This is a genomic window from Bradyrhizobium sp. RP6, assembly GCF_003837805.1.
Taxonomy (GTDB): Bacteria; Pseudomonadota; Alphaproteobacteria; order Rhizobiales; family Xanthobacteraceae; genus Bradyrhizobium.
Map to the genome: position 1 here is coordinate 60,606 of NZ_RQIT01000003.1, position 18,291 is coordinate 78,896.

Annotated in this window: 19 protein-coding genes; 3 read left to right on the forward strand and 16 right to left on the reverse strand. The window is 65.6% G+C overall.

The window, feature by feature from the left end; translation table 11 throughout:
- Nucleotides 1–7: 7 nt before the first annotated feature.
- Genes EHH60_RS09145 through EHH60_RS09160 form a run of 4 tightly spaced genes read right to left on the reverse strand, consistent with a single transcriptional unit; the run spans nt 8 to nt 3,781 of the window.
- The gene (locus EHH60_RS09145) at nt 8–814 is read right to left on the reverse strand and encodes an ABC transporter permease (protein WP_124159145.1); all 807 of its coding nucleotides are present in this window, start codon (nt 812–814) and stop codon (nt 8–10) included.
- Nucleotides 811–1,686 carry an ABC transporter permease gene (locus EHH60_RS09150; RefSeq protein ID WP_124159146.1) on the reverse strand — a complete coding sequence of 292 codons (876 nt, stop codon included), beginning with the start codon at nt 1,684–1,686 and terminating at the stop codon, nt 811–813. The genes EHH60_RS09145 and EHH60_RS09150 overlap by 4 nt, the downstream gene beginning before the upstream one ends.
- On the reverse strand, nt 1,683–2,723 hold the full coding sequence (locus tag EHH60_RS09155; protein WP_199751369.1) for an ABC transporter ATP-binding protein: 1,041 nt from the start codon (nt 2,721–2,723) through the stop codon (nt 1,683–1,685). Before EHH60_RS09155 ends, EHH60_RS09150 begins: the two co-directional genes overlap by 4 nt.
- A gap of 23 nt (nt 2,724–2,746) precedes the next feature.
- Nucleotides 2,747–3,781 (reverse strand): ABC transporter substrate-binding protein, encoded by a 1,035-nt coding sequence (locus EHH60_RS09160; RefSeq protein ID WP_124159148.1) that lies wholly within the window; start codon nt 3,779–3,781, stop codon nt 2,747–2,749.
- 272 nt (nt 3,782–4,053) lie between these two features.
- Between EHH60_RS09160 and EHH60_RS09165 the strand changes: the two genes are divergently transcribed.
- On the forward strand, nt 4,054–4,974 hold the full coding sequence (locus tag EHH60_RS09165; RefSeq protein WP_124159149.1) for a LysR substrate-binding domain-containing protein: 921 nt from the start codon (nt 4,054–4,056) through the stop codon (nt 4,972–4,974).
- Between the two features lie 94 nt (nt 4,975–5,068).
- Here EHH60_RS09165 and EHH60_RS09170 read toward each other — a convergent pair whose 3' ends face one another.
- From EHH60_RS09170 to EHH60_RS09205, 8 genes are read right to left on the reverse strand one after another with little or no spacing between them, the layout of a single operon-like run.
- Complete coding sequence (locus tag EHH60_RS09170) at nt 5,069–6,442, reverse strand: amidohydrolase family protein (RefSeq protein ID WP_124159150.1); 1,374 nt, start codon at nt 6,440–6,442, stop codon at nt 5,069–5,071.
- Complete coding sequence (locus EHH60_RS09175; protein ID WP_124159151.1) at nt 6,439–8,022, reverse strand: ABC transporter substrate-binding protein; 1,584 nt, start codon at nt 8,020–8,022, stop codon at nt 6,439–6,441. Before EHH60_RS09175 ends, EHH60_RS09170 begins: the two co-directional genes overlap by 4 nt.
- Nucleotides 8,022–8,906, reverse strand: a complete 885-nt coding sequence (locus EHH60_RS09180; protein ID WP_124159152.1) for a polysaccharide deacetylase family protein — start codon at nt 8,904–8,906, stop codon at nt 8,022–8,024. The genes EHH60_RS09175 and EHH60_RS09180 overlap by 1 nt, the downstream gene beginning before the upstream one ends.
- The gene (locus EHH60_RS09185; RefSeq protein WP_124159153.1) at nt 8,893–9,708 is read right to left on the reverse strand and encodes an ABC transporter substrate-binding protein; all 816 of its coding nucleotides are present in this window, start codon (nt 9,706–9,708) and stop codon (nt 8,893–8,895) included. The genes EHH60_RS09180 and EHH60_RS09185 overlap by 14 nt, the downstream gene beginning before the upstream one ends.
- 17 nt (nt 9,709–9,725) lie before the next feature.
- The gene (locus EHH60_RS09190) at nt 9,726–10,490 is read right to left on the reverse strand and encodes an amino acid ABC transporter ATP-binding protein (protein ID WP_124159154.1); all 765 of its coding nucleotides are present in this window, start codon (nt 10,488–10,490) and stop codon (nt 9,726–9,728) included.
- The gene (locus EHH60_RS09195; RefSeq protein ID WP_199751370.1) at nt 10,487–11,344 is read right to left on the reverse strand and encodes an amino acid ABC transporter permease; all 858 of its coding nucleotides are present in this window, start codon (nt 11,342–11,344) and stop codon (nt 10,487–10,489) included. The genes EHH60_RS09190 and EHH60_RS09195 overlap by 4 nt, the downstream gene beginning before the upstream one ends.
- Nucleotides 11,341–12,168: an ABC transporter substrate-binding protein gene (locus EHH60_RS09200; RefSeq protein ID WP_124159156.1), complete on the reverse strand. Its 828-nt coding sequence runs from the start codon at nt 12,166–12,168 to the stop codon at nt 11,341–11,343. Before EHH60_RS09200 ends, EHH60_RS09195 begins: the two co-directional genes overlap by 4 nt.
- A 55-nt stretch (nt 12,169–12,223) precedes the next feature.
- Complete coding sequence (locus EHH60_RS09205; RefSeq protein ID WP_124159157.1) at nt 12,224–13,180, reverse strand: N-carbamoyl-D-amino-acid hydrolase; 957 nt, start codon at nt 13,178–13,180, stop codon at nt 12,224–12,226.
- Nucleotides 13,181–13,331: 151 nt separating this feature from the next.
- On the opposite strand from EHH60_RS09205, the gene EHH60_RS09210 reads away from it, so the two are divergent.
- Nucleotides 13,332–14,258, forward strand: a complete 927-nt coding sequence (locus EHH60_RS09210) for a LysR family transcriptional regulator (RefSeq protein ID WP_124159158.1) — start codon at nt 13,332–13,334, stop codon at nt 14,256–14,258.
- 27 nt (nt 14,259–14,285) lie between these two features.
- On the forward strand, nt 14,286–15,005 hold the full coding sequence (locus tag EHH60_RS09215) for a type 1 glutamine amidotransferase (RefSeq protein ID WP_124159159.1): 720 nt from the start codon (nt 14,286–14,288) through the stop codon (nt 15,003–15,005).
- A 107-nt stretch (nt 15,006–15,112) separates the two neighbouring features.
- Here the strand turns inward: EHH60_RS09215 and EHH60_RS09220 are convergent, their stop codons facing one another.
- From EHH60_RS09220 to ruvB, 4 genes are all read right to left on the reverse strand, one after another.
- A complete protein-coding gene (locus EHH60_RS09220) occupies nt 15,113–15,580 on the reverse strand; it encodes a nuclear transport factor 2 family protein (protein ID WP_124159160.1) in 468 nt (155 codons plus the stop codon).
- Between the two features lie 94 nt (nt 15,581–15,674).
- Entirely contained in the window at nt 15,675–16,124 is a 450-nt protein-coding gene (gene ybgC / locus EHH60_RS09225) for a tol-pal system-associated acyl-CoA thioesterase (protein WP_124159161.1), read from the reverse strand.
- A gap of 67 nt (nt 16,125–16,191) precedes the next feature.
- Nucleotides 16,192–17,112, reverse strand: coding sequence for a metallophosphoesterase (locus tag EHH60_RS09230; RefSeq protein WP_124159162.1), 921 nt, complete (start codon nt 17,110–17,112; stop codon nt 16,192–16,194).
- Between the two features lie 129 nt (nt 17,113–17,241).
- Nucleotides 17,242–18,273: a Holliday junction branch migration DNA helicase RuvB gene (ruvB, locus tag EHH60_RS09235; RefSeq protein WP_199751402.1), complete on the reverse strand. Its 1,032-nt coding sequence runs from the start codon at nt 18,271–18,273 to the stop codon at nt 17,242–17,244.
- Nucleotides 18,274–18,291 lie beyond the last annotated feature (18 nt).

Genomic DNA, 18,291 nt, shown 5'->3' on the forward strand with positions numbered 1-18,291 from the left:
AGTTCTCCTATCGTCCCGTATCGCCCTTGCCGGCGAGCACGCGGTCGAGCCCGTAGAAGCGGTCGAGCAGAATGAGGGCGGTCATGGTGATCGCGATCACGCAGGCCGAGACCGACGTTACCAGCGGATCGATGTTGTCCTGGATATAAAGGAACATGCGGACCGGCAACGTCTCGGTCCCTGGTGCCGCAAGGAAGACGGTCATGGTGAGATCGTCGAAGGACTGGATGAAGGCGAGCGCCCAGCCGCTGATGACGCCCGGCAGGATCAGCGGCAAGGTCACGCGGCGAAACAGCGTCCAGCCGCCGGCGCCGAGCGAGACGGCCGCCATCTCGACCGTGCGGTCCATGCCGGTCGCCGCCGCGAGCGTCAGCCGCAGCGCAAACGGGAACACGATGATGACATGGGCGATGATCAGCGCGGCAAAGCTGCCGCCGAGCCCCGCCGAGGTGAAGAAGCGCAGAAAGGCGATGCCGAGCACGACATGCGGGATCATCAGCGGCGACAGGAACAGCGCCGCCAGCACATCACGGCCGCGGAAGCGATAGCGCGCGATCGCGAGCGCGGCAGGCACCGCGAACAGCAGCGCCACCAAGGACGAGAGCGCGCCGAGTCCGAGGCTGACCCAGAAGGCGTGGATGAACTCAGGATAATTCGCGATGGTCCTGAACCAGCGCAGCGAAAAGCCGTGGGTCGGCAGCGATAGAAAACCTTCGGGCGTGAAGGCGACAAGGCAGACCACCAGGATCGGCGCCACCATGACGATGACGAAGATGGTGTGGAAGATCAGCGCGAGCGGACCGTTCCGGCTCATCGGAACACCTCTGCATAGCGGCGCTCGATCAGCGCGTTGCTGCCGACCACGATCAGCACCAGCGCGACCAGCAGCAGCGTTGCGACCGCAGCGCCCAGCGGCCAGTTCAGGGTGTTGAGGAATTCGTCATAGGCGAGCGTCGCAGCGACCTTGAGCCGGCGGCCACCGATGATCGCGGGCGTCGCGAAGGCGCTGGCCGACAGCGAGAACACGATGATCGCCCCCGACAGCACGCCCGGCATGATCTGCGGCATGATGATGCGGCGGATGATGGTGGCAGGGCTCGCGCCGAGCGACATCGCGGCATTCTCGATCTGCGGATCGAGGCGCTGGAGCGCCGCCCACACCGACAGCACCATGAACGGCATCATCACATGCGCGAGCGCGACGACCATGCCTGTTTCGGTGAACATGAAGGGAATGGGCGAACGGATCGCGCCAAGCGACATCAGCAGCTTATTGACGAGGCCGTTATTGCCGCCGAACAGCAACGCCCAGCCGAGCGTGCGTGCCACCACGGAGATCAAGAGCGGCCCGAGAATGACCAGCAGGAAGAAGCTCTTCCAGCGACCACTCATGCGGTTGAGGATATAGGCTTCGGGCGCGCCGAGCAGCGCGGTGAGCAGCGTGGTCAGGATCGCGATGCGGAAGGTCCGCCAGAACATCTCGGCGTAATAGGGATCGGTCGCGATCTCGTGCCAGTTCTTGAGGATGAAGACCGGCTCGATGCCCTTGTACTGGCCCCAATCGTGGAACGACAGCATCACCGTCATCGCCAGCGGAATCAGCAGCACGCCGACGAACAGCATCAAGGCGGGCGCCGTCAGCGCCCAGGGCGCGCGCGTGCTGCGCTCCTCGACGGCCATGCTCATGCGCCAGCCCTCGCGCGCACGCTCATGTCCGCAGGTTGCCAGGTGAGGCGAACCGCGTCGCCTTCGGCCGGCTGCGCCTTGCCGTCGTTCTGGCGGATCACGATCGCCGGGCCGCATTCGCTGTCGCACTGGAACAGCCAGTGATTACCCTGGAAGATGCGCGTGCTGATCTTTGCGCTGAGCCCTGTATCGCCAAAGCCGATTCTTTCGGGGCGAACGCTGACGGTGACGGGACCGCCAAGCCCGGCCGGCGCCGGTGCGCGCCAGGAGCCGGCCACCAACTGCGTCGGCGCGACGGTCTGGTCGATTGTTCCGGCAAAGTCGTTGGTCTTGCCGAGGAATTGCGAGACGAAGGCCGAGGCCGGCTTCTCATAGGTTTCCTGCGGCGTGCCGATCTGCTCGATCTTGCCCTGGCTCATCACCACGATGCGGTCGGACAGCGACATCGCCTCGTTCTGGTCGTGCGTGACCAGGATCGTGGTGGTGCCGATGGTGCGCTGGATCTGGCGCAGCTCGATCTGCATCTCCTCGCGCAGCTTTGCGTCGAGATTGGACAGCGGCTCGTCGAGCAGCAGCACACTCGGCTTGATCACCAGCGCGCGCGCCAGCGCCACGCGCTGTTGCTGGCCGCCGGACATGCGGCGCGGATGGCGCTCCTCGTAGCCGGCGAGCCCCACCATCGCCAGCGCGGCCCGCACGCGCTCGGCCCGCTCGCCTCGGGATACGTTGCGCATCTCGAGGCCAAAGGCGACGTTCTCCGCCGCGGTCATATGCGGAAACAGCGCGTAGCTCTGGAACACGATGCCGAGGCCACGCTTGGCCGGATGAACCGCGGTGAGGTCCTTGCCCTCCAGGCGGATCGCGCCGCGCGTGGGATCGAGGAAGCCCGCGATCATCTGCAATGTCGTGGTCTTGCCGCAGCCGGACGGGCCGAGGAAGGAGATGAACTCCCCCTTCCCCACAGACAGGCTGAAGTCATCGACCACAGTCTGCGCGCCGAACTGCTTTGCGACCCGATCGAGCTCGAGATAGGCCATGACGCTGTCTCCGCCGCGACCGATCAGCGCTCGACCTCGCGGTTCCAGCGCTTGGTCCACTCCTCGCGCTTGTCGTTGATGACCGTCCAGTCCGGATTGTAGAGCTTGGCCGCACGCTCGCCGATCGGCGCCATCTTGCCGAGCTCGGGCGGAATCACCAGCGATTTCAGCACCGGGCCGTAGCCGTAGTCCTTCAGCAGCACGAGCTGGATCTTTGGATCGAGCAGCATCTTGACGAAGCTCGCTGCGAGCGGCGAGGCGTTGGGCTTGTTGATCGGACACGCCGTGGTCAGCAGGGTCGCCGCGCCTTCCTTCGGGTACACGAAGTCGACGGGAAAGCCGGTATTGGCAAAGCTCTGCACGCGGCCGGTACCCCACACCGCGATCACGGCCTGGCCGGACTGGAACAGCTCGGTCATCTTGCCCGGTGACGGCTCATAGGCCAGCACGTTCGGATTGATCTGCTCCTTGAAGATCTTGAAGCCGGAATCGACGTTGGTCTCGCCGCCGCCGTTCATCTTCGACAGCATCACCAGTGCTTCGAGGCCGTAGGTGTTGTTGATCGGCGGGATCACGAGCTGCTTGGCGTATTTCGTGTCCTTCAGGTCGTTCCACGAAGTCGGCGGCGCCCAGCCCTTCTCCTTGAACACCTTGGTGTTGTACATCAGGCCGGTCGCGACGATGCCGATCGCGACGGCACGATCGTCCTTGAAGCGCGCTGTATCGTAGAGATCGGCCGGCAGTCCCTCGAGCTTGCCGCAGAAGCCGAGCTGGATCGCCTGGTACATCGGGCCGTCGTCGACGATGGCGACGTCGATCTGCTGGTTGCCCTTCTGCGCCTGAAGCTTTGCCAGCGTGTCGGTGGAGTTGCCGGCAACGTACTCGACCTTGACGCCGTTCTCCTTCTCGAAGGCCGGAATCACCTCGTCGCGGATGGTCTTCTCGAACGAGCCGCCATAGCCGGCGACATAAAGCGTTTTCTGCTGGGCCGAGGCGACCGAGGGGGCGGCAATGAGCGCTGCGATGCTGACCGCAGTCAGAAGGCGAAGAGTCTTCATATGGACCGATCTCCAATACCGGAATGAGGTGACGTGCCGACAAGTCTCCGGCCGAAGCGCCTGCCGCATTTCCTTCCGCGCCATCCTTCTCCCGACCAGGGCTCCGGCCCCTGCTCGGCGGGTTTAGCGCGATCTGGAGGTTGGAAGTCCTCCAATCTGCCGAAAAAGCGGGCTGTCTCCAGCTCTGATGAAAAAGATCGCAACCTATACTTCCATCGTCCAATGAATAATGGCACCCTTTGCATGCTGAAATGTTATGATTGGATCACGGGATGGCGCGGATCAATTCGCGGCAGGTGGAGGCCTTCCGGGCCACGATGCTGACCGGCAGCGTCACCGAGGCGGCGAAGCTGATGGCGGTGACGCAACCCGCGGTCAGCCGGCTGCTGCGCGACTTCCAGGCGCTGCTCAAGATGGAGCTGTTCGAGCGGCGCGGCACCGGCCTCGTGCCCACCGCGGCCGCGATGGCGCTCTACACCGAGGTCGAGCGCTCCTTCGTCGGTCTCGAGCGCATCACGGCAGCGGCCGAGGAAATCCGCGGCCGCCGCACCGGCTCGCTGCGGATCGCTGCGCTGCCGGCGCTGGCCAACGGCTATCTGCCGCGGCTCGCGGGGCATTTCTTGATGGAGCGGCCCAATCTCAACCTTGCCTTCTTCGGCGTGATCTCGCCGATCGTGGTCGACTGGGTGCTGAACAACCAATGCGACATCGGTTTTGCCGAGGTGCCGATCGCGCATTCCGGCCTGCCGAGCCTACGGCTGCCGGGCCTGGCGCGGGTCGCCGTGCTGCCGACCGGTCATCATCTGGCCGAGAAAGAGGTGCTGGAGCCGCGCGATTTCGAGGGCGAGACCTTCATCTCACTGTCGGCGGGATCGTCGAGCCGGCACCTCGTCGATCAGGTTTTCCATCGTCACGATGTCCGTCGCGTGCTCAGAGTCGAGACCACGCTGTCGGAAATCATGTGTGGCATGGTGTCGTCGGGGCTGGGCGTTTCGATCTGCGATCCCTTCACCGCGCAGGAATTCGCAACGCGCGGCGTCGTCGTGCGGCGCTTCCTGCCGCGCATCGACTTCGAATTCTCCGCGGTCTTTCCTGCACAGCGCAGTCCTTCACCGGTGGCGCTGGACCTGGTCGAGACCATGCGCAAGGCGCTGGTGGAGTTCGAGGATCAAGGCGCAATAGCGCCAGGCTAGATCGTTGCACGCCGCGGGTTCGCTGAACCTCTCCCGCTTGCGGGAGAGGGAGCGCACCGTCTTCGTGGCATCAATCAAGCGCCCGACGCGACCGTCACCCGTTGAACGCAGCCTGCGCCTCCGGCAGATCCCAGATCTTGCCGATCGCGGCGCTGCCCGCCGCCGTGATCGCCGCCTCATCGGCGCCGAGATAGCGGCCAGCGTCGATCAGCACGCGGCCGTCGACCATGACCTGATCGATATTGGCGCGGTTGGCGAGCGCGATCAATGCGCGGCGCGGGTCGAACAGCGGCCGAAGATGGGGGTGAGTGAGATCGACAACGGTGAGATCGGCGGTGGCGCCCGGCTCGATGCGGCCGAGATCCGGACGCTTGATGACATCGGCGGCGACAGCCGTGTTTGCTTCGATCAGCTCCGGCGAGTTCGCGACGTCGGGACGCGCCGAGGTGACCTTTGAGATCAGCGACGCCGCATTGAGCTCGCCGAGCAAGTCCATGTTGTAGCCGTCGGTGCCGATCACGGTGCGCACACCGTGCTCGGCGAAGCGGCTGAACGCCGCGGTGACGCCGGCGCGCGCGAACACGCGCGGGCAGTTCAGCACGGTCATGCCGCGCGCGGCCATGAGCTTGAGATCGTCGTCGCTGCTGAACATGCAATGCGCCGCCATGAGGTCGGGCGCCAGCAGGCCGAGCCAGTCCAGATATTGCGCCGGCGTACGGCCGCCATAGCGCCGACCGATGGTCTCGACCTCGGCGCGGCTCTGCGCCATGTGCGTCGTGATGGGCACGCCGAGCTCGCGCGCCCGCACCGCGCAGGCCTTCAAGAGATCGGGGCCGCAGGTGTCCGTGGCATGCGGGCTCATCGCAAAGCTGATGCGGCCGTTGCCGCGATCGTTCCAGCGCTGATAGAGCGCATCCCAGGTCGCCATGTCGGCGGCGCCGTCATCACCCGAATAGTGCACCACGCCGTCCGGGCCTGCTTTGGCGTCGGATGTGGAGAACAGATAGGGCGCGCCGTAGAACCGGATGCCCATCTCCTCCGCCGCGTCGAACATTTCCGGAATCGAATTGCGGAACGGCTCCATCACCGTGGTGGCGCCCCCCTTCAGGAGTTGGAGGATGCCGAGCCGCGCCACCGCCATGCGCTCTTCCGCCGATAACAGATCGGCGCCGCGCTTGGTGAGCGGCAAGAGCACCGTATAGACGATGCTCTGGTTGTTGCGGCGACCATTGCCATCTTCCGTATGGCTGCGCGCGACCGCTTCGGAGAAGCAGTGATTGTGCAGGTTCAAAAGGCCCGGCAGCACGAAGCGGCCGGGACGGTCGTAGACCTGATCCGCCTGCGGCTTGTCATGCGTAACCGCGGCGATCTTCCGGCCCTCGACCAGGACCCAATGGTCGCGCAGCACGTGCTGCGCGCCGTCCCTGCGTGACAGCACATAGCTGCCAAAGATTGCGGTGGTGCTCATGCGGGGCGTACGTTCCAGAACACGGCGGTGCCGTCGAGAATGCCGGTGATGGCCTTGCGATAGGCGGTCGGCTGCTTGTACAGGCCGATCGGAACATAGGGGATTTCCTCGAACGCCACCGCCTGGATCTCGCGGCAGATGCGCTGCTGCTCGGCGAGCTCGGAGGCCGCCAGCCATTGGCTGCGCAGCTCGCCCATCTTCGTGCTCGCATACCAGCCGGCGACCTTGCCTTCGCCGCGGATGTTGGTGTTGCCGGCCGGGTTGAGCCAGTCGATGCCCTGCCAGTTGCCGACCGCCGCGCTCCAGCCGCCCTGCCCGATCGGGTCCTTCTTCAGCTGGCGCTGCAACACGACGGCGAAATCGAGCCCGGCATATTCGACGTTCATGCCGGCCTTGCGCAACGAGTCGACCGCGATCTCGCCCAGCGGCTTCTGCGCCAGCGAGTTGGTGGGGACGAGCACCACGATCTTCTCGCCGTTATAGCCGGCGGCCTTGAGGTCGGCCTTGACCTTGTCGTAGTTGCGCGGGCCGCGGAAGACGTCGAGACCGACCTCGCTCGCCATCGGCGTGCCTGGGGCGAAATAGCCGATCGGTGAAACCTGAAAGGCGGGATCGACGCCGGCAACCGCGGTCATGAAGGCGGACTGGTCGATCGCCCCCAGCAGCGCGCGGCGGATCGCGGGATTGTCGAACGGCGGCTGCAGATGATTGAGGCGCAGCATGCAGGCATAGCCTCTGGGATCGAGGATGCGCGTCTCGATGTCTCCGGCGGCCTTGATGACGGGCAACAGGTCATGCGGCGTGGTCTCCTGCCAATCCTGCTCGCCGGTCTGCAGCGCGGCGACGCCGGTGCCGGCATCGGGCGTCGTGGTCCAGACCACGCGGTCGTAGTGCACGATCTTAGGCCCGGCGGTCCAGTCCGGCTTGCCGTCGGTGCGCGGCTGATAGCGCTCGAATTTGGCATAGGCATTGCGGGCGCCCTGCACGCGCTCGTCGGCGAGATAGCGGAACGGACCGCTGCCGATCACCTCGGTCAGCGGCTTGAACGGATCCTGGCTCGCCAGCCGCTCCGGCATCATGAAGCAGGCATTGATCGCGGCCTTGCCGAGCGCCTGCGGCAGCAGCGGGAACGGACGCTTGAGACGAAAACGGATGGTACGGTCGTCGGCAGCCAGCAGCTCAGCCGTCGCCTCCAACAACTCGCCGCCAAAGCCGTCGCGCGCGGCCCAGCGGCGGATGCTGGCGACGCAGTCGCGGGCCAGCACGCGCTCGCCGTCGTGCCAGAACAGACCATCACGAAGCGTGAGGTCCCACTGCAGCTGGTCGCCGGAGATGACATGGCCCGACAGCATTTGCGGCGAGACTTGGAGCGAGGAGCTCATGCCGTAGAGCGTGTCGTAGACCATGAAGCCGTGGTTTCGCGACACCTGCGCCGTCGAGTAGATGGGATCGACGAAAGCGAGGTCGATCACGGGGATGAAGCGCAGCGTGGACTGCGATTCAGCGCGGACGATGCCCGGCAGCGAGAGAGCCGGCACTGTAGCGGCTGCCTTCAGGAGCGAGCGGCGAGAGATGGGCATTAGCGGTTACCGGCTTCGTGACGCAGGAAGTTCTCGACGATCTTCTCGCCGGTGGTGACCCAGACGTCCGGGCACGATTTTGCGTAGGTCAGGAACTCGCGTAGCAGCCTCAGCCGCATGGGACGGCCGCTGCATTGTGGATGCAGCACCGTCGTCACCATCGCGCCCCAGTCGCGGACTTCGTTGAGCTCATCCCTCCACAGCGAGAGCACATGCTCCCTGGGGAAGATCGAGCGCGGGCTGAAGCGCGCCGAGAGGCCGTGCATCCAGTCGTCATAGCTCGCGGTCACCGGCAGCTCGATCGTGCCGGGCTTGCCGTCGGCGAGGCGATGGCGATAGGGCCTGACGTCGTCGCGGAACGAGGAGGTGTAGACGATGCCGTGGCGCACCAGCGCGACGCGCAGCTCTTCCGTGAACTCGCCGTAGGGCGCGCGGTAGCCGGTCGGCTTGACGCCGAGCCGGCGCTTCAGCGCCTCGAAGCCGCGCTCCAGCTCCTCCTCGATCCAGGGATCGCCGGGATCCGGCAGTAGATGATGATAGCCGTGATGGCCGATCTCGTGACCGGCCTTGAGGATGGACTCCGCCATCGCCGGATGCGCGTCGACCGACCAACCCGTGACGAAGAACGTCGCCTTGAGGCCGAGTTGGTCGAGCAGCTCCAGCAGCTTCGGCGTGCCGACGCGCGCCTCATAGCCACCATAGCTCATGGTGATGAGCCGCTGCGCATGACCTGCGTCCTTGCTGGTCCAGGCGCTCTCGGCGTCCACGTCGAACGACAGGAACATCGCGGATGTGTACGGCTTCGGCCAGGGATATTCCGGCGCGGGATCCGCGGTGTTGGCCGGAACGAGCGGAATGCTCTGGAGTGCCTTACTGTCCAGCATTGATGGTCGCCTTCTCGATTGCGTTGTCGCTCAATTTCCACTTCGCCAGCAGGGTCTTGTAGGTGCCATCCGCGATCAGCGCGTCGACCGCCTCCAGCATCGCCTGCTGCAATGCCTTCTCCTTCACCGGCAGAGCAATGCCGGTGAACTGCTGTGCGATGGGCTCGCCCACGGTCGCATAGGTGTTGGGCTCGAGGTCCATGATGTAGGGCAGCGTCTCGTTGCCCTGGGCGGCGGCATCGATGCGGCCTTGCCTCAGCTGGGTGCGCGCGTCCGCCGAGCCGTCGGTGCCGACGACCTGGATCGGATTGCTGCCGCAGTTCTTCTCGCTCCACGCCGCGATCTGCGCCGGGAACATGGTGCGGCGGCTGGCGCCGACTTTCTTGCCGCAGAGCGCCACCGCATCCTTGAACTCGGTCTTGCGCGACGCTTGCACGAAGAACTGCGGACCGCTCCGCAAGTAATCGACGAAGGACGCGACCTCGTGCCGGCTCGCATAGTCGGTGAAGCCGGACAGGATGGCATCTACCCGCCCGGTCGAGATCGACGGCATGAACTCGGCAAAGCTCGTCTCCTGCCATTCGATCTTGAGACCGAGCTTGCGGCCGATGGCCTCGCCCAGATCGATATCGAAGCCGGAGAGCGCGTTGGTGGCGGGATCGCGGAATTCCATGGGCGGATAGTTCGGCACCAGCGCCACCTTGAGGCTGCCACGCTTGACGATCTCCGCCGGCAGCTCGATCGCCATCGCGGACACGCTCATGGCCCCCAGCAATGCCGCCGCAACCAAAAGTCTCCTCATCACTACGCCCCCAATTTTCAGATCACAGCCGAAAGAAATGCCCTGGTGCGCGCCTCGCGCGGCGCGCCCAGAACGTCCGATGCCCGCCCCTGCTCGACGATCGCGCCCTGGTCCATGTAGACGACGCGGTCGGCGACCTCGCGCGCGAAACCGAGCTCGTGCGTCACCACCATCATGGTCATGCCGCTCTTCGCCAACTGCTTCATCACCGCGAGCACCTCACCGACGAGCTCGGGATCGAGCGCGCTGGTGGGCTCGTCGAACAGCATCAGCATCGGCTTCATCGCGAGCGCCCGCGCGATCGCGACGCGCTGCTGCTGCCCGCCGGAGAGCTGCGCGGGATACCAGTCCGCCTTGGCCGCAAGCCCAACGCGACGGAGCAGCTCGATCGCCTCCGCGCGCACCTCGTCGGCCTTACGCCCCTGAACCTGGGTCGGGCCCTCGGTGATGTTCTCCAGCGCAGTCTTGTGCGGGAACAGGTTGAAGCGCTGGAACACCATGCCGGTCTTCAGCCGCTGCCGCGCGATCTCGCCCTCGCTCAAGCGACGGAGCTTGCCGCCCTGCTCGCGCACTCCGAGCAGCTCGCCATCGAGCCAGATGCCGCCCGCATCGATCGTGGCGAGCTGGTTGATACAGCGGAGGAGCGTGGTCTTGCCGGAGCCCGAGGCGCCGATCAGGCACATCACCTCGCCGGGCCAGACGTCGAGCGAGACGCTTTTGAGAGCCTGGAACTCGCCAAAGTTCTTGCTGACGGAGCGGATCGCGACGAGGGGTTTTGTCATCGCGCAAGCCGCAATATGCCGCGTGCGAAGCGACGTTCGAGCAGCATCTGAAGCGGGGTCAGGATTGAGACCACGAGCAGGTACCAGAGCCCGGCGACAATCAGGAGCTCGATGACGCGGGAGTTGGCGTAGTAGATGTTCTCGGCGTTGTGCAGCAGTTCGGGATATTGAATGACGCTCGCGAGCGAGGTCGCCTTCACCATGCCGATGAACTCGTTGCCGAGCGGCGGGATCACCACGCGCATAGCCTGCGGCAGCACGATCCGGCGCAACGCGCGCAGCCGCCCCATGCCGATCGCCTGCGCCGCTTCATATTGTCCGATGTCGACTGACAGCATGCCGGCGCGCATCACTTCGGAGGTGTAGGCGCCCTGGTTGATGCCGAGCCCGAGCAGCGCGGCGAGGAACGGCGTCATGACGTCGACGGCGCGCGCGGACCACAGGCCGGGAATGCCGATGGTCGGAAACACCAGCGCGAGGTTGAACCATAGCAGCAGTTGCAGGATCAGCGGGGTGCCGCGAAACAGCCAGGTGTAGCCGGCGGCCACCGACTTCAGCACCGGATTGGGCGACAGCCGCATGATGGCGACGACGATGCCGAGCACGATGCCGAGCGCCATCGCCAGCACCGCCATCACCATGGTGTTGACGATACCTTCGAGGATGACCTTTGCGGTCAGGAAGCGGCCGACATAGGACCATTCGATCTGGCCGCCGGCGAACGCGCGCGCGATCGCCGCCAGCACGATGACGATCAGGGCCGCGCTCAGCCAGCGGAACCAGTGCGGCTCGCGCGCGATCTGCATTCCCGACAGGTCGGGAAATCCGTCCGCGAGTGCCGGTGCCGGCTTCATTGCGGCGCCGCGTTCAGCATGGGCTGGGCGACCGCGTTGGCACTTAAGCCCCATTTGTCGAGAATGGCCTTGTAGGCGCCGTCGGTGATCATCGCCGCGAGCTTCTCCGTCACGACCTCGCGCAGGGCCGCATCGTCCTTGCGGAACATGATGCCCTGGTAGCCCTTGGCGAAGGGCTCGCCGACCACGCGGTATTTCCCGGGCTCCTGTGTTTGCGCGTAAGGCAGCGTCTCGCTGCCCTGCACGGCGGCGTCGATGCGGCCCTGCTTGAGCTGGTTGCGGACATCGATCGAGTTCTCGCCCGGAACATACTGGATCGCCGGCTTGCCGGCCGGTTCGCAATTCTGCTTGCTCCACTTCTCGATCTCGACCGGGAAGCTGGTGCTGCGGGTGGTGCCGACCTTCTTGCCGCAGAGATCGGTCGCGGCCTTGGCCGCGTTGTCAGCCATCACGAAGAACTGCGGGCCGGTTGCGAGGTAGTCGACGAAATCGGCAGTCTCGCGCCGCGAGGCGCGATCGGAGATGCCGGAGATGATGAAGTCGGCGCGCTTGGTCTGGAGCGAAGGAATCAGCTCGGCGAACGGCGTCTCGCTCCAGACGATCTTCAGCCCACCGAGCCGCCTGGCGAGCTCGTTGGCAAGATCGATGTCGAGCCCGACCAACTCGTTGGTCGCGGGATCGCGATATTCCATCGGCGCGTAGGTGGAGTTGACGGTGAGCTTCAGCGCGCCCGCCTGCTTGATCTCCGCCGAAAGCTCGGCTGCCTGCGCCGACGTCGCGGTAGCCAGCGCTGCAAGCACAAGGAAATGCGAGAGGCGTGTCATGTCAGCTCCTTTGCCAACGGTTGGCGGGTCCTATTGCTAACGGCGTGCCATTTTGTCAGTCCGCGTCGAGAACGGCCGGCTCGATGACGCCGGCGCGTTCGGTGATCACCCTGTACTGTTCGGGCCGCCGGTGGGCGGCGAAATTGAACATCTTGTCCTTGCCCTGGCGGCAGAGATCGAGATCGATGTCGGCGACGATCACCTCGTCGGCCAGCGTCTCGGCCTGAGCGACGATGCGGCCATTGGGATCGACGATGCAGGAGCCGCCGATCAGCCCGGAGCCGTCCTCCTCGCCCGCCTTCGCCACCGAGATCGCCCATGTCGCGTTCATGTAGGCATTGGCCTGCGTCACCAGCGTCGAGTGGAAGGTGCGCAAGGCGCCATCTTCCGTCGTGCCGCCATTGGGATCGTAGGCCGCCGAATTGTAGCCGATGCAGACGAGCTCGACGCCTTGCAGGCCGAGCACGCGCCAGGATTCCGGCCAGCGGCGATCGTTGCAGATCATCATGCCCATGATGGCGTGGGCCCAGGACGAGCCGGCGCGGAAGGCGGGAAAGCCGAGGTCGCCATATTCGAAATAGCGCTTCTCGAGCTGCTGGTAGCGCGCGCCCGGACGCGGCTCGACCGAGCCCGGAAGGTGCACCTTGCGGTAGCGGCCGAAAATCTCCCCTTCGCGATCGACCAGGACAGAGCAATTGTAGCGCCGGCCTTCCGGCGTCAGCTCGGCATAGCCGACATGGAAGCCGACACGCAGCGCACGCGCTCGATCGAACAGCTTCGCCACCGCCGGGTTCGGCATGCCGCGCTCGAAATATTGGTCGAGGGCCTCGCCTTCGAGCAACCAGCGCGGGAAGAAGGTGGTGAAGGCAAGCTCGGGAAACACCACGAGGCTCGCGCCGCGGCCGGCCGCCTCCTCCAGCAGGTCGAGCATCCGCGACAGCGTATGCTCGCGCGTATCGGCTTTTTGCGTCGGCCCCATCTGAGCGGCGGCGGCGCGAAGAACACGAACCAAGTTTGCCTCCAATCTGTGCGCAGTGCTGCCTCAATGGGCGAATGAACCCTTTGATGCGACGCGCAAATCCGCTGCCATTACGGGCGAGCGGGGCTGCAAAATCAATTCGCGTTGCTATGATGTTTTGGCCCTGAGTATAATCGGCAGTGATATGAACCTGCGTCAGCTCGAGATCCTGCGCGCCGTCATCCGCCACCGCACCACGGTCGCGGCGGCGGACGAGCTGGCGCTGTCGCAGCCCGCGGTGAGCAACGCGCTGAAGACGATGGAGGCGCAGACGGGTTTCGCGCTGTTCGAGCGCGTCAACAACCGGCTGTTTCCGACCGCCGAGGCAATGGCGCTCTACAAAGAGAGTGAGGCGATCTTCGCATTGCACGCCAAGCTCGAGAACCGCGTGCGCGACCTGCGCGAGAACCGTTCCGGGCATCTCGCCATCGTGGCGACCCCGCCGCTCGCCTACAGCATCATCCCTTCCGCGCTGTCAGGCTTCCTGCGCCGTCGCCCGGAGACGCGCGTGTTCTTCGACGTGCGCCGCTACGAGGGCATCATCGAAGGCGTGCTCAGCCGCGTCGCCGAGCTCGGCTTCGCGCTCGGGCTGACGCATCATCCCGGCATCGCGCATGAGGTGGTGCATACCGGCGAGATGGTGTGTGTACTGCCGCCGCAGCATCCGCTCGCTGACAGGCCGGTGATATCCGCTTCCGATCTTTCCGGCCTGCCCTTCATCGGGCTCGAGCGCGGCACGCGGCTTGGCGAAGCCGTGCGCGACAGCTTTGCCCGTGCCGGTGCGCCGTTCCGGCCGACTGTCGAGGTGCGCTACTGCAACACGGCCTGCGTACTCGCGGCCGCCGGCGTCGGCGCTGCGGTGGTGGATCCGTTCTCGCCGCGGCAGAACGGCGGCAGCGGCCTCGTCGTCCGTCCGTTCACGCCGACGACGCAGGCGGTCGCCTATATGCTGTGGTCGGAAGCCGAGCCGCTGTCGCGCCTGGCAAAGGCCTTTCTCAACGAGGTCCGCAAGGAAAGCGCTCTACTCGAGCGCACAGCGCCACACCAGCAACATCGGGCAGAAAGCGACTGAGCTTCGCAACCTTGATCTGGGGAGCACATGGCACGCATCACCATCATCGAGACCGGACAGGTCCCGCAAAGATATCGCGAGCAGCACGGCTCGTTTCCGGACATGTTCGAACGGATGATCCGCACCGAGGATCCGACGGCGACGGTCGAGGTCGTCAGCATCCCCAACGGCGATGCGCTTCCCGATCCGCGCAAGGTGGAGGCCATCCTGATCACCGGCGCGGCCGCCGGCGTCTATGACGAACTGGACTGGATGGCGCCGCTGGAAGATTTCGTGCGCAAGGCTTACACCAACAAGACGCCGATGGTCGGCGTCTGCTTCGGCCATCAGCTGATCGCGCAGGCGCTCGGTGGCATCGTGCGCAAGTCGGAGAAGGGCTGGGGCATCGGCCGGCACGTCTATCAGGTGCTGCCGGAGAACGGCGTCGTCGATGGCGACGCGGTCGCGATCGCCGCCTCGCATCAGGATCAGGTGATCGAGCCCCCAAACGACGCGCTGACGATCCTCTCCTCGGACTTTACCCCGCATGCCGGCCTGCTCTATGCCAACGGCGCAACGCTGACCGTGCAGCCGCATCCGGAGTTCGACGTGGCGTTTGCGCAAGTGTGTTGCGATCTGCGCGACGGCAAGGCGCCGGACGTGATTGTTGCCACGGCGCGGCAGTCCCTTGCACAGCCGCTGGACAACGCGAAGTTGGGCGGGGCGATTACGAGATTCCTGGTGCGCAAATCCATCCCCTCATCCTGAGAGCCCGCCAAGGCGGGCGTCTCGAAGGATCGAGGCCCCCGCTGCAGCAGCTGGGCCTGCGTGGTTCGAGACGCCGCTTCGCGGCTCCTCACCATGAGGGGTGAGAGTTAGAACGGATCGCTGCCCAGCCCCGGCACGTCGGCCGGCCGCGGCCCGGGCGCCGGCCAGTGAAACCGGCGGTCCTTCTCGGCAATCGCGATGTCGTTGATCGAGGCCTCGCGCCGCTTCATCAAGCCGTGCTCGTCGAACTCCCACTGCTCGTTGCCGTAGGAGCGATACCACTGTCCGCCGGCATCGCGCCATTCGTACTGGAAGCGCACCGCGATGTGGTTGCCGTCGAACGCCCAGAGGTCCTTGATCAGCCGGTAGTCCAACTCCTTCTCCCATTTGCGGGTGAGGAACGCGACGATGGCCTCGCGACCCTGAAACACCTCGGAACGATTGCGCCAGCGGCTGTCCTCGGTGTAGGCGAGCGACACGCGCACCGGATCGCGTGAATTCCAGGCGTCCTCGGCCATGCGGGCCTTTTGCGCAGCAGTCTCGCGGGTGAAGGGTGGAAGCGGCGGGCGCGACATGATGGCCTCATCGGTTGATCGGGGCCGTGAATGTATCGCCGCAGCCGGCGGTGTCGATAGGCCATCACAAATCAGGCGATCACTTATCGGGCGATCACGAAATCAGATCGGCTTTCATCAGCGTGCGGATCGACTTCGGAATCGGCTGGGCGCGACCGCCGCTGATGAAGGCAACGCGCACTTCGGCCTTCAACAGCACATCGCTGCCGCGCCGCACCTCCTGCGCCAGCATGATGGAGGCGCCCTTCACCGCGATCGGCCAGGTCACGATGTCGAGCACGTCGTCCATCCGCGCGGGCTTGAGGAAATCCAGATGCATCGAGCGGACGACGAAGGCAAAGCCGGCGCCCTCCGTCTCGACCTGCTCGAACAGCGCCTGCTGCTCCGCGCCCATCAGCCTGAGATGGTTGGTGCGTCCGCGCTCCATGTAGCGCAGATAATTGGCGTGATAGACGATCCCCGAGAAATCCGTGTCCTCGTAATAGACGCGGACCTGCATGTGGTGGCGGCCGTCGCGGATATCGCCGTCCAGATGGGCAGTCACGTCGTGAGCCTCTTCGCTTGTCGCTGTCGGCCCGTTTTGCGCAAAAACCGCGGTCCGCGCAAGCGTGTCAGGATACAACCGGCGCGGCCCGCCCCAGCGTCACCTCGACGATCTCCGGCGGAACGCCGACGCGGAGCGGCATGATGCTGCACCCGAGGCCACCGGAGATGATCACGTCGCATTTCAGCCTGACATGACCATAGGCGAGGCGGACACCGTGCTGCGGCGGCACCGCGGGGGACCAGCCGAGCAGGCGGACCTGGCCGCCATGGGTGTGGCCGGACAGTTGCAGCGCGACGCGCGCGGGCACGCGCGGCGCGATGTTGGGCTCATGCGCGAGCAGGATGATGGGCGCATCGTCCGTGACCTTGGCGAGCGTCGCATTGAGATCGTCGGCACCGAAACGCACCATGCTACGGAAACGGCGCGCCGGCAGAAAAGCCAATTGATCGCCGAGACCGGCGAGCCAGAACGGGCGGCCGTCCTTGGTGAGGCGCACGACGTCGTTCTCGTAGACGGGGATACCGGCCGCTTCCAGCGCGCGGTGCGCGACGGTCACCCCCTGCCCGGCCCGCTGCACCGTGCCGTCATCCCAATAATCGTGGTTGCCCATGACGGCATGGACCCCGAGCGGCGCCTTGAGGCCGGCCAGCACGCGCGCCCATTCGCTGCACGGAATGAGGCGCGTGACCTGATGCAAGCCGGCGACATAGTCGCCGAGCAGCACGATGAGGTCGGCGTTCAGCGCGTTGGTGCGGTCGACGATGGCCTCGACCCGATCCAGCGGCATCCAGGGATCGCAGGCGTGGAGGTCGGCGATGACGGCGATCTTGAGCGGAAGATCCGTCGGCCATTGCCGCGGCATCGGATGATAGCGGGTGACGCGGAGCCGCAGCATCGGCTCGACGCCGACGCCATAGGCGGCGGTCGAGACGCCGAGGGCGGACAGGCCGCCGATGGAACGGATGAGATGACGGCGCGTGATCATGGAAGCCCGATGGTGATGCGGCGTCTTGATGATGTCTGATTGGAGCGGAATTGGGGTGGGTTCGTGCAGATCGTCTGCACGAGATTACGGGAAATTCATCAAAGCCGGAACGGCGAACGTTTCAGCAGGTCACTCGTCGCTGTCATCCGAACCGAACAGGCCGAACTGGGCCGGATCGCGATTGGGCTCGGCGAGGCCGAGATGGCGGAAGGCGTGCGAGGTGAGCAACCGGCCGCGCGGCGTGCGCTGCAGATAGCCGCACTGGATCAGATAGGGCTCGATGATGTCCTCGATCGCATCGCGCGGCTCGGACAAGGCCGCGGCCATGGTCTCGACGCCGACCGGGCCGCCGCCATAGTTGAGCGCGATGGTCGTGAGGTAGCGGCGGTCCATGGCATCCAGCCCCGCGGCGTCGACCTCGAGCTCGCTCAGCGCGTGGTCGGCGATCTTGCGATCGATCTTGTCGGCATCGGCAGCCGAAGCGAAATCGCGCACGCGCCTGAGCAGGCGGCCGGCAATGCGCGGCGTGCCACGGGCGCGGCGCGCGATCTCGTTGGCGCCGTCCGTGGACATGCCGACATTGAGCACGCGCGCACCGCGGCTGACGATGCTCTCCAATTCCTCGATCGTGTAGAAATTCAGTCGCACCGGAATGCCGAAGCGATCGCGCAAGGGATTGGTCAGAAGGCCCGCGCGCGTGGTGGCGCCGACGAGGGTGAATTTCGACAGCTCGATCTTCACCGAGCGCGCCGCCGGGCCCTCGCCGATGATGAGGTCGAGCTGAAAGTCCTCCATCGCGGGATAAAGCACCTCCTCTACCGCGGGGCTCAGGCGATGGATCTCGTCGATGAAGAGCACGTCGCGCTCTTCGAGATTGGTGAGGAGCGCGGCGAGATCGCCGGCCTTGGCGATCACCGGGCCCGACGTGGCGCGAAAGCCGACGCCGAGCTCTTTCGCCACGATCTGCGCCAGCGTGGTCTTGCCGAGGCCGGGCGGTCCCACGAACAGCACGTGATCCAGCGCCTCGCCGCGTTTGCGCGCCGCCTCGATGAAGATCGAGAGATTCTTGCGCGCCTGCTGCTGGCCGACGAAGTCCGACAGCGATTGCGGACGCAGCGCGGTATCGCCGACATCGTCGCTGCGGCGCTCGGGCGAGACCATGCGGCTGGCCTTGGGATC

Bases quoted from the DNA above. Each gene is read 5' to 3' on its own strand.
- EHH60_RS09145 (WP_124159145.1), bottom strand. From the start codon at position 814: ATGAGCCGGAACGGTCCGCTCGCGCTGATCTTCCACACCATCTTCGTC.
- EHH60_RS09150 (WP_124159146.1), bottom strand. From the start codon at position 1,686: ATGAGCATGGCCGTCGAGGAGCGCAGCACGCGCGCGCCCTGGGCGCTG.
- EHH60_RS09155 (WP_199751369.1), bottom strand. From the start codon at position 2,723: ATGGCCTATCTCGAGCTCGATCGGGTCGCAAAGCAGTTCGGCGCGCAG.
- EHH60_RS09160 (WP_124159148.1), bottom strand. From the start codon at position 3,781: ATGAAGACTCTTCGCCTTCTGACTGCGGTCAGCATCGCAGCGCTCATT.
- EHH60_RS09165 (WP_124159149.1), top strand. From the start codon at position 4,054: ATGGCGCGGATCAATTCGCGGCAGGTGGAGGCCTTCCGGGCCACGATG.
- EHH60_RS09170 (WP_124159150.1), bottom strand. From the start codon at position 6,442: ATGAGCACCACCGCAATCTTTGGCAGCTATGTGCTGTCACGCAGGGAC.
- EHH60_RS09175 (WP_124159151.1), bottom strand. From the start codon at position 8,022: ATGCCCATCTCTCGCCGCTCGCTCCTGAAGGCAGCCGCTACAGTGCCG.
- EHH60_RS09180 (WP_124159152.1), bottom strand. From the start codon at position 8,906: ATGCTGGACAGTAAGGCACTCCAGAGCATTCCGCTCGTTCCGGCCAAC.
- EHH60_RS09185 (WP_124159153.1), bottom strand. From the start codon at position 9,708: ATGAGGAGACTTTTGGTTGCGGCGGCATTGCTGGGGGCCATGAGCGTG.
- EHH60_RS09190 (WP_124159154.1), bottom strand. From the start codon at position 10,490: ATGACAAAACCCCTCGTCGCGATCCGCTCCGTCAGCAAGAACTTTGGC.
- EHH60_RS09195 (WP_199751370.1), bottom strand. From the start codon at position 11,344: ATGAAGCCGGCACCGGCACTCGCGGACGGATTTCCCGACCTGTCGGGA.
- EHH60_RS09200 (WP_124159156.1), bottom strand. From the start codon at position 12,168: ATGACACGCCTCTCGCATTTCCTTGTGCTTGCAGCGCTGGCTACCGCG.
- EHH60_RS09210 (WP_124159158.1), top strand. From the start codon at position 13,332: ATGAACCTGCGTCAGCTCGAGATCCTGCGCGCCGTCATCCGCCACCGC.
- EHH60_RS09215 (WP_124159159.1), top strand. From the start codon at position 14,286: ATGGCACGCATCACCATCATCGAGACCGGACAGGTCCCGCAAAGATAT.
- EHH60_RS09220 (WP_124159160.1), bottom strand. From the start codon at position 15,580: ATGTCGCGCCCGCCGCTTCCACCCTTCACCCGCGAGACTGCTGCGCAA.
- EHH60_RS09230 (WP_124159162.1), bottom strand. From the start codon at position 17,112: ATGATCACGCGCCGTCATCTCATCCGTTCCATCGGCGGCCTGTCCGCC.
- ruvB (WP_199751402.1), bottom strand. From the start codon at position 18,273: ATGGTCTCGCCCGAGCGCCGCAGCGACGATGTCGGCGATACCGCGCTG.